This is a genomic window from Leptospira kemamanensis (assembly GCF_004769665.1).
Classification (GTDB): Bacteria; Spirochaetota; Leptospiria; order Leptospirales; family Leptospiraceae; genus Leptospira_A; species Leptospira_A kemamanensis.
In genome coordinates this window covers 1-7,944 of sequence record NZ_RQGG01000047.1, presented here as the reverse complement: position 1 = coordinate 7,944, position 7,944 = coordinate 1, and the positions used below count along the sequence as shown (strand labels likewise).

Genomic DNA, 7,944 nt, shown 5'->3' with positions numbered 1-7,944 from the left:
CTAATCTCCATTTTCGGTAATTGGGATTAGCTTAATTTAGGACTTTAAAATTACCGTTTCATCTGAACTGGAGCAATAATACAGAGTTGTTTAAATTAAGTAAGGCACTCACTTGGCTATTGGCATTTGGATTCCAGTTTGTCAAACTAAAGTTGTTTAGTGAAAACGCTGCAACGTTATTTCTTGTTGATCCATTGACAGTCGTAAATGTACCTCCAAAATAAATATTATTATCATCGGAGATTAAATTTGTAACAATCCCTGGTGTGACGATTGGATTAAAAGAAGATAATTCAAATGATGGCAACTGATAAACGGCTAATTTTGTTCTACTTTGCCCACTAATGGTTGTAAAGTTACCACCTAAAAATAGCTGATTGTTTTTGATATGAAGGACACTCACTTCGTTATTGATGGAAGGAGACCAATTGGTTGGGTATCCTGTATCTAAATAAACCGATGCAATATTCGAACGGCTCACATAATTAACTGTTCCGATTCCACCTGGAATCAACATGCGACTTCCATCTATTGAAAAACCAGCGGCCGCTGAAGGGTATTGGAATGGATTCAAAAAATTAGGATTCCAACCAGTTAGCGCTGAGGTATTGGAATCTATACTTGCACCATAATTACGAGTTTCACCCGAGATGAGAGTAAAGTTACCAAACAAATATATGATTCCATTCTTTTCGATTACTTGGTGGACATTTCCATTCACTCCATAATTGAATCCTAAATCGTTCCCTCCATTTGTGTCTATAACAGCAAAGTTAGTTCTAGCAGTTCCTCCATTCACAGAGGTAAACGATCCACCCAAATATACTTTGTTATTTGACACTGCTATTGCATCAACGATCCCACTTGGATTGGGATTCCATGGCAGTAAGTTCCCATTAAAATCTAAAGCAAAGGCATAATTTCTTGGTGTAGTGAAAGCACCTCCCACTATCAGGGCAGGTGTACTAGCGATTGTAGCGGTAGCCAAAGCTCTGACTGTACTATTTTGTGCTGTAGCCGGAACCCAACTATCAAGTGTTGAACTATCTAAATCAATCCTTGCAATACGGTCACGGCCAAATCCATTGATAATTGCAAATTGACCTGCAATATAAAGTTTATTCTCAATTAACAAAAGTTTTTCAACAGCGGAGCTTGCATCGATGACAAAAGGATCTAATGATCCATTAAATCGATTGATCACAACAAAATTGTTTCTTGCGCTACCTTGCCAAGTAGTGATAACTCCACCAATATAAAGTTTGTCTCCGTACATAACCATTGAGTATATATTAGCTGATGAATTTGGATCTGGTTTGAAATTTTCATCAATTTTACAATTTGGTAACATGTGCACTATGTTTTGCCTTGATGTCCCTCTAACATAAGTGAAGTTACCAGCTATGTAATAACCACCACTTCCATCGGAAACAACGGCTCTAGATAAATCATTAGCTTTTAGATAAGGGCATTCAAAATTAGAGATGATTTTTCCAGTATTTGTATCTAAAAAATAAGTGGAGCCCACATTGGGACCTAGTGCAGTGAAAGAACCACCTAATATCAGCTCATTGCCATATATTTCCATGGAATTGACGGTGGCACTACCACCGAAAACCCCCCAATAATCGATTTCCGCAGGTAAAAAGGAAGGCAAACAAGAAGGCGAAACATCACCCGTGACATAACGTATGAGAGACCCCAAAAGATAGGACTTGGATTTGGGATCACAGCCATTGTTCATTTCAGGTGGTTTGCAAAAAAGACAAAATGGCAAAAGGAATAAGAGGAAATGAATGCGCATCCTGTTAGTTTGTAGAGTGGTTAATTTATTTCTACTTAAAAACTGAAGTTACGTTTGGTCTCTCATCATTTTCATGGGGGGAATTGGATAATCGAAGCAAAACCCAATTACCTTACAAAAACATTGAGAAAATGGTTTTCATCATAACTGCCAATCGCAAAACTTTCCTTATGATGGAAAAATCAATGAAAGCGAATTGGAAACAAACACTGAGTTGTTTATGTATTGGGATTTTGAGTATGGCATGTTCTTGGAATGGAATTCCATTGGAAAAGAAAAAACACATTCCAATTACTGTGAACCAAAGTTGTGATACAAAATTGGAAACACGAACCTACAGGGTTTTATTTTTACTTCCTATTTACACACAAAACATTGGAATGGATTCGAATCTTAATCCAACAGATACTTTTGTTGTCGAAACAAATGCATATGCAAAACCTTTGGACATCTTGTATACGACTTTAGGGTTTTTGATTTCTTTCACTTCTTCGTCTGAGATCAGTTTGGTGTGTCCTAAACAAATTGTAGTTGATTCCCTGATCAAACAAAATCCAAACCAAGGCCAATCATCCAAGTTTTCTTTTTGGCAAGCGAATGGGAGTGCTTCTCCAATCCAATCCATTTCCTTTCCACCCGATGATTATAAACTTACGGAAGAAACAAAAGAAAAACTCATCTTGCTTTCTCGGGAATTGCTAAAATCGGAAACAAATTTTAAAATTATCTTAGTTGGTAAGTCTCATACGACCGGTGATATCGCATACCAAACGCGACTCGTAAAACGTCGATTTGATGAAATTCGCCAAATCCTTGTGTTAGAATCGATTTCAGATGATAAAATATCTTCTTTTATGTCGGAACGAGAGAATAAAAATGCATCAACGGACAAACCAGAAGAGAATCAAGCAGCGATTTCGATTTACCTTGTCAAAGACTAAAGATTCTATTCGGGAACAAAGTTTGGATTCAAAACATGAGAAGAGTTTAAAAAGACAAATTGAAGTTTTGCAATGTTAAGTATCATTGTTCCCACGGATCACGATGAGAATATTTATTACAAAGAATCCCTTTTGCCGTTTCAAAATCACCAAGATGTTGAAATCATCTTGGTGAGCCAAAAGGAAGCATTTACAAGAGCGGAGAGGTTAAACCTAGGTTTTCATCGAGCAAAGGGTGATTTGATTTTATTCCATCATCCGCGAACCAAACTGACACAAGAAGCGATAGAATATTTGATTCGTAAAAGCCAAATCAAAGAAACTGTTGGGGAGTGGGGAGGTTTTACCCATTCCTTTGATCAAAAACATTTCTTTTTGCATTGGATCTCCTGGTATTCCAATCAAATTCGTGTTTTGCGAAAAGGAATTGTTTATTTAGATCATTGTATTTTCTTTCATCCGAATTTATGGAAAAAGGATTTGAGTTCTCAGTATTTGTTTGAAGATACAGAGTTAAGTCAAAATTTTTTGAATCAATGCAAACCTGTTTTGTTGTCCTACGAGGCCGTTACATCCACACATCGATATCATAAAAATGGAATCTACAAACAAACACTGCTTAATTTTCTATTAAAATTGGGGAAAAAACTGCAACTACCTTCGTCTTTCCTTTTTGCTTTATATCAAAAGTAGTTGCGTTTCTCATTTAAAACGAAACAAATTCGTTTTACAGGTGATAGTCGCCGTTTGCTTCCGGTTGGTATTTGATTCCGGTGATTTGGAATTGAAAAACACCTCTGGGTACTTTCCAATCGATCACGTCACCAACTTTATAACCCAAACAAGCAGTGGCAATAGGTGCTAAGATGGAAATTTGATTTCCTTCAGTGTTGGCATCTTCAGGAAATACCAATTGGAATTCTTGAAAATCAATTTCATCTAGGTTTTTGATTTCAATTTTTGAATTCATTGTTACGACATTTGGCGGAATTTGATTTGAGTCCACTTTTTGAGCTCTTTCAATTTCCCCTAGTAAATCGTCCAAGTTTGCATCTGTTTTATTTTCTTTTGAATATTCTGAAACCATTTGTTTCAAACGAATATAATCAAAATGAGTTACTAATATTTTTTTTCTAGTTTTCACGTTTTATCTCCTATTTTGTTAAGCACAAAACTTTTAGTTTATTTATGACTGTTTTTCTGTCAACGGGAAGCTTTCGATTCTACCGTGAAAGGTGGGAAATGCAAAGGGAAAGGCCATCCATAATCAAAATTTGAGGAATCGTTTTGTTTCTTCGTGACAAAGCGATCCAAAAAATTCAGTAGACAGAAATTTCTACATTCAATATTGTTGCTATAGCAACATATGGGGAATGAGTTTGAATTAGAAAATTCTTATGCGTATTTGATCTATCGCACAGTTCGTGCGTTACGAAAACAGTTTATGCGTTTAGCCATGGATGAAGGTTTGGAATTATTTCCAGAACAGTGGTTCGTCCTTGTGAAAATAATCAAACAACCTGGATGTAGCCAATCGGACTTGGGAAGGGATTTTGATGATCGTCCTTCAATGGCAAGGGCACTTCGGAATATGGAAGAAAAATCTTGGATCAGAATTGAATCAGATCCAGAAGATCGAAGAAAACACAAGGTGTATCCCACAAAAACGGGAATTCAAATTTACGAAATCATGGTTCCCAAAATTGAGAAAGAACGTAGTAGAATGTTTAAAAAACTGAACAAACAAGATTTTTCGACATTCAAACGTATCATTGATGAAATTTATGATGCATCATTAAGTTAAATTTTTTTATACTATATGTTGCTATAGCAACAATATGGCTTTGCCAAGTTTCATGGATTTATATGTTTCAGGGGGAAATATGAATACAAATCAAAGTTTAGTAGAAAATTCAGTAAAAAGTTTGGAAGACGTTTTTATGGCTATGGTCAAAAACATTGACGAAAGAAACGTGAATCCTTTAGAAGATAGATTCCATAAGAACTATTCCGATCATGTGCATGTAAAAGGAACAGATTCTGTTATTTGTGCCAATAAAGAATCATACTTACAGTCGTTACGTGATGGGAAATTGGGTGGAGTTGAACGAAAAGTCCAAATCAATTCCTCTTCAATATTGGACCATTTTGGAATCGTCAATGCAGAGTTACGAAGTGCTGTGATGAAATTTCAAACTCAATATTCCTTTGTCTGGGAAGGGGGAGATTGGAAATTGATACATGCATTAGTGGCCGCTGAAAAAGTATAAATCGAAAAATACTTTTTTATCAAATGAAATTTCGAATCAAACTATCTTATTGATTGAATCTTAAGATTTGTTTGGTTCGATTTCATTTTTCATTGATGAATTGAAGAATCAATTTGTCTCTCTCTTTCGATGGATCAAATACGATTCCATAATGGTTTGTTTGAATTTCGAATCCTTTTGCCTTTGGAATTCGTGTGAGCATGGATTGGAAGGCATCAGCTGGTAACAAATTATCATTAGGAAATAAATTCATTTGTGTTGCTCGTAAGATCAGAGTGGGAACTTGGATGGATTCAAAATCTAAGTTCTTATTTTTTTTGATTTTTTGTATCGTTTGGATTGGATGTAGTATCAACTGAACTAACACTTTGTAAATTTCAATGGATCCACCCATTTCTTTCAGTTCTTCTTCCATCACAAATTTTGGCATATGGCATACATATCCATCATTAGTTCTTTGTAATTCCAATTCGAAATAGTTTTGAATATCCTTCGTCCATTTCGGAATCAAAGGGGAATTTTGAACTAAACGCAAATACGATTCTGGACTTGGAAATGTTACATCCAATCGATCAAAGGATTGTTTTAAAACTTTTAAGATCTGGATTCGTTTTTTTAAGGATAAAATGCCACCGCCGTCCATTAGAATCATGGATTTGATTTCGTTGGGAAACTGGATTGTATAACGAAGTGCAATCATACAGCCAAAGGAGTGACCAAGTAGGATTGGGTTTTTTAGTTGATAGTGCAAAATCAATTCATGTAGGTCTTTGATGTGATTTTCAAATCCATAACCAGTGGGAGGTTTGCCAGAATGACCCCGGCCACGTAAGTCATAACAAAAGACTTGATGGCCTTTTTGGTTCAATGTTTTTGCAATACTTTTCAGTGAATGCAAATTACCAGATAATCCATGTAGGCAAATGATAGGAGTTTGTTTCCCTGTCCAAATTCCTACATTCAGGTTAATCCCATTCACAAAAATCAATTCTTCTTTATAATTTGATTTTGTTTTAGCAGTAGTTTTGTGTTTGGAAGTTGGTTTTGATTTCCGTTGCATGAAATTGAAGTCTCTGTTTTTATTTTTATAGAAGATTCCCACTTTGCAATTCCTTCTTCTTAACTTGTCAAAGATTTCAATGATCCCTTTATGTAAATTTGTCATCAAAATGTAACATCAAATCAATTATTCGCATTTATGAATTTCCTACCCATTAAAAACATGAGAATCACCTCCTTGGATGAAATGTTTCTTCACTCAATTGGAATAGGATTGAAATTATGTTACGTGGAATGAAACGACTCAATCGTTATGAAAATCGAATTTTAAAGATCGTAAAATTAGGTGGGAAACTGGTTCGATTAAAACAATTTGGATTTTCAAGCAAAACGGAAGAAGGGTTTCGATTTCCGATTTATGTTTTGGAGATTGGAAAACCAAAAGCCATCAAAAAAAATTTATCAGGACTTGTTGCAGGCGTACATGGATTGGAGACGATTGGAATCCGAGTTTTATTAGATTTTTTGGATGATTTATTTGTTCGCAAAACATCTGTTTTATACAATGAAATCAAAAATGGTGAATTGGGAATTGTATGTATTCCCATATTGAATCCCGGTGGCGTTGCTATGAAACGTCGCTCCAATCCGAAAGGTGTTGATTTGATGCGTAACTCTGGTGTTGAAGCAGTGAAGGTTCCATTTTTTTTTGGTGGGCATAAGTATTCCAATTTTTTCCCTTATTTTCGAGGGAATGTTTTGCAATCAGAATCAAGAGTATTGGATCGATTTTTTTATGAATACCTTCTACCTGCAGAGAATGAAATGATTCCGGTCGTGGACATTCATTCTGGTTTTGGAACAGTAGACCATGTTTGGTGGCCGTATGCAAGCACACATGAACCATGTGCCGATGAACCCTTATTCCAAAAAATGGCACACCATTTCACGAGCTCCTTAAATCATTATTTGTATCGGTTTGGACCACAAAGTGAAACATATACGACTCACGGAGATCTTTGGGATCGGCTTTATGATCTCTTTCAAAATTCGAAACATCCAAACTCCACACAACCTAAGTCTCGATTTTTACCGCTTACCTTGGAAATTGGAACCTGGTCTGATATTAAAATTGACCCTTGGAAAATTTTTCGGAAACGGGGTATATTCAATCCTGCTCGCGAGTCAAAACAAAAATCCATCATCAGCCATCGAAAATTTTTATGTGATGTTATGCGATTGGCGAAACAAAATTCATCTGAATTGTCCTAAAAAACCAGAATTTCACCTCATTTTTTAAATATTCTCTTTACCTTTCCCTTTTCTCTGTTATTCTTTTTTTTCTAGGAAATTTCCTAGAGCTATCTTTATGTATCAGTTGAGTGAAGTATTAAATCTTGTATTTGATAGTATCGGATTATTGATTTTGATCCGCTTGTATTGGCTCGGATTGATCCCTAATTATAAATTTTTATTACTCGGTTTTCTTTGTATCTGGTTTAGTAATATCTTTACCGTTATAGAAGGATGTTATTTTCCAGACTTCTTTAATTTATTAGAACACAGCTTTTACTTTCTCTCTTCGATTTGTTTTTTGATAAGCCTAAGGAAAGAACTCTTGGTTCCCGTGACTTGATATGAATGCCATTGTTCTATTGAATCTTGCCTCTCTGTTCATTTATATAATTGCAGTCCTAAAAATTGTTTTTGTGCTGATACGAAGACCAAGTTTTCGAGGTGAGGGAACATTTTTATTAATTTTAGCGTTGATTCCCTGTTATGTGAATGTATCCAACGTTTTTGAGCATGGATTGGCCATTGATTATTTTGATGAATATGAAGGTTTCTTTAAAGAAGCAGATTCAACCATTAAGTGCAACAAAATGAGAGGTTGACTGGCACCCCTCAAACGAATTTCTTGAAGTTGCGA

Annotated in this window: 9 protein-coding genes; 6 read left to right on the top strand and 3 right to left on the bottom strand. The window is 35.4% G+C overall.

The window, feature by feature from the left end; translation table 11 throughout:
- Positions 1-58: 58 nt before the first annotated feature.
- Positions 59-1,744 (bottom strand): type 1 periplasmic-binding domain-containing protein, encoded by a 1,686-nt coding sequence (locus EHQ59_RS16155; RefSeq protein WP_244245586.1) that lies wholly within the window; start codon positions 1,742-1,744, stop codon positions 59-61.
- Positions 1,745-1,935: 191 nt separating this feature from the next.
- Between EHQ59_RS16155 and EHQ59_RS16150 the strand changes: the two genes are divergently transcribed.
- Together EHQ59_RS16150 and EHQ59_RS16145 are read left to right on the top strand one after the other, a co-directional pair.
- Positions 1,936-2,745, top strand: a complete 810-nt coding sequence (locus EHQ59_RS16150; protein ID WP_244245585.1) for an OmpA family protein — start codon at positions 1,936-1,938, stop codon at positions 2,743-2,745.
- Positions 2,746-2,817: 72 nt separating this feature from the next.
- On the top strand, positions 2,818-3,438 hold the full coding sequence (locus tag EHQ59_RS16145; protein ID WP_135620815.1) for a glycosyltransferase family protein: 621 nt from the start codon (positions 2,818-2,820) through the stop codon (positions 3,436-3,438).
- A gap of 34 nt (positions 3,439-3,472) precedes the next feature.
- Here EHQ59_RS16145 and rnk read toward each other — a convergent pair whose 3' ends face one another.
- Positions 3,473-3,889: a nucleoside diphosphate kinase regulator gene (gene rnk, locus EHQ59_RS16140; RefSeq protein WP_135620813.1), complete on the bottom strand. Its 417-nt coding sequence runs from the start codon at positions 3,887-3,889 to the stop codon at positions 3,473-3,475.
- A 222-nt stretch (positions 3,890-4,111) separates the two neighbouring features.
- Between rnk and EHQ59_RS16135 the strand changes: the two genes are divergently transcribed.
- The gene (locus tag EHQ59_RS16135) at positions 4,112-4,549 is read left to right on the top strand and encodes a MarR family winged helix-turn-helix transcriptional regulator (RefSeq protein ID WP_135620810.1); all 438 of its coding nucleotides are present in this window, start codon (positions 4,112-4,114) and stop codon (positions 4,547-4,549) included.
- 79 nt (positions 4,550-4,628) lie between these two features.
- Positions 4,629-5,015 carry a hypothetical protein gene (locus EHQ59_RS16130; protein WP_135620808.1) on the top strand — a complete coding sequence of 129 codons (387 nt, stop codon included), beginning with the start codon at positions 4,629-4,631 and terminating at the stop codon, positions 5,013-5,015.
- 82 nt (positions 5,016-5,097) lie between these two features.
- On the opposite strand, the gene EHQ59_RS16125 is transcribed toward EHQ59_RS16130, so the two are convergent.
- Positions 5,098-6,075 (bottom strand): alpha/beta hydrolase, encoded by a 978-nt coding sequence (locus EHQ59_RS16125; protein ID WP_135620807.1) that lies wholly within the window; start codon positions 6,073-6,075, stop codon positions 5,098-5,100.
- A gap of 221 nt (positions 6,076-6,296) precedes the next feature.
- On the opposite strand from EHQ59_RS16125, the gene EHQ59_RS16120 reads away from it, so the two are divergent.
- Both EHQ59_RS16120 and EHQ59_RS16115 read left to right on the top strand, forming a co-directional pair.
- Positions 6,297-7,286 carry a M14 family zinc carboxypeptidase gene (locus EHQ59_RS16120; RefSeq protein ID WP_135620805.1) on the top strand — a complete coding sequence of 330 codons (990 nt, stop codon included), beginning with the start codon at positions 6,297-6,299 and terminating at the stop codon, positions 7,284-7,286.
- Positions 7,287-7,383: 97 nt separating this feature from the next.
- The gene (locus EHQ59_RS16115; RefSeq protein WP_135620803.1) at positions 7,384-7,650 is read left to right on the top strand and encodes a hypothetical protein; all 267 of its coding nucleotides are present in this window, start codon (positions 7,384-7,386) and stop codon (positions 7,648-7,650) included.
- Positions 7,651-7,944 lie beyond the last annotated feature (294 nt).

What these genes read in the sequence shown, in the direction of transcription:
- EHQ59_RS16155 (WP_244245586.1), bottom strand. Translation starts at nt 1,744, where the DNA reads ATGAACAATGGCTGTGATCCCAAATCCAAGTCCTATCTTTTGGGGTCT.
- EHQ59_RS16150 (WP_244245585.1), top strand. Translation starts at nt 1,936, where the DNA reads ATGGTTTTCATCATAACTGCCAATCGCAAAACTTTCCTTATGATGGAA.
- EHQ59_RS16145 (WP_135620815.1), top strand. Translation starts at nt 2,818, where the DNA reads ATGTTAAGTATCATTGTTCCCACGGATCACGATGAGAATATTTATTAC.
- EHQ59_RS16135 (WP_135620810.1), top strand. Translation starts at nt 4,112, where the DNA reads ATGGGGAATGAGTTTGAATTAGAAAATTCTTATGCGTATTTGATCTAT.
- EHQ59_RS16130 (WP_135620808.1), top strand. Translation starts at nt 4,629, where the DNA reads ATGAATACAAATCAAAGTTTAGTAGAAAATTCAGTAAAAAGTTTGGAA.
- EHQ59_RS16125 (WP_135620807.1), bottom strand. Translation starts at nt 6,075, where the DNA reads ATGCAACGGAAATCAAAACCAACTTCCAAACACAAAACTACTGCTAAA.
- EHQ59_RS16120 (WP_135620805.1), top strand. Translation starts at nt 6,297, where the DNA reads ATGTTACGTGGAATGAAACGACTCAATCGTTATGAAAATCGAATTTTA.
- EHQ59_RS16115 (WP_135620803.1), top strand. Translation starts at nt 7,384, where the DNA reads ATGTATCAGTTGAGTGAAGTATTAAATCTTGTATTTGATAGTATCGGA.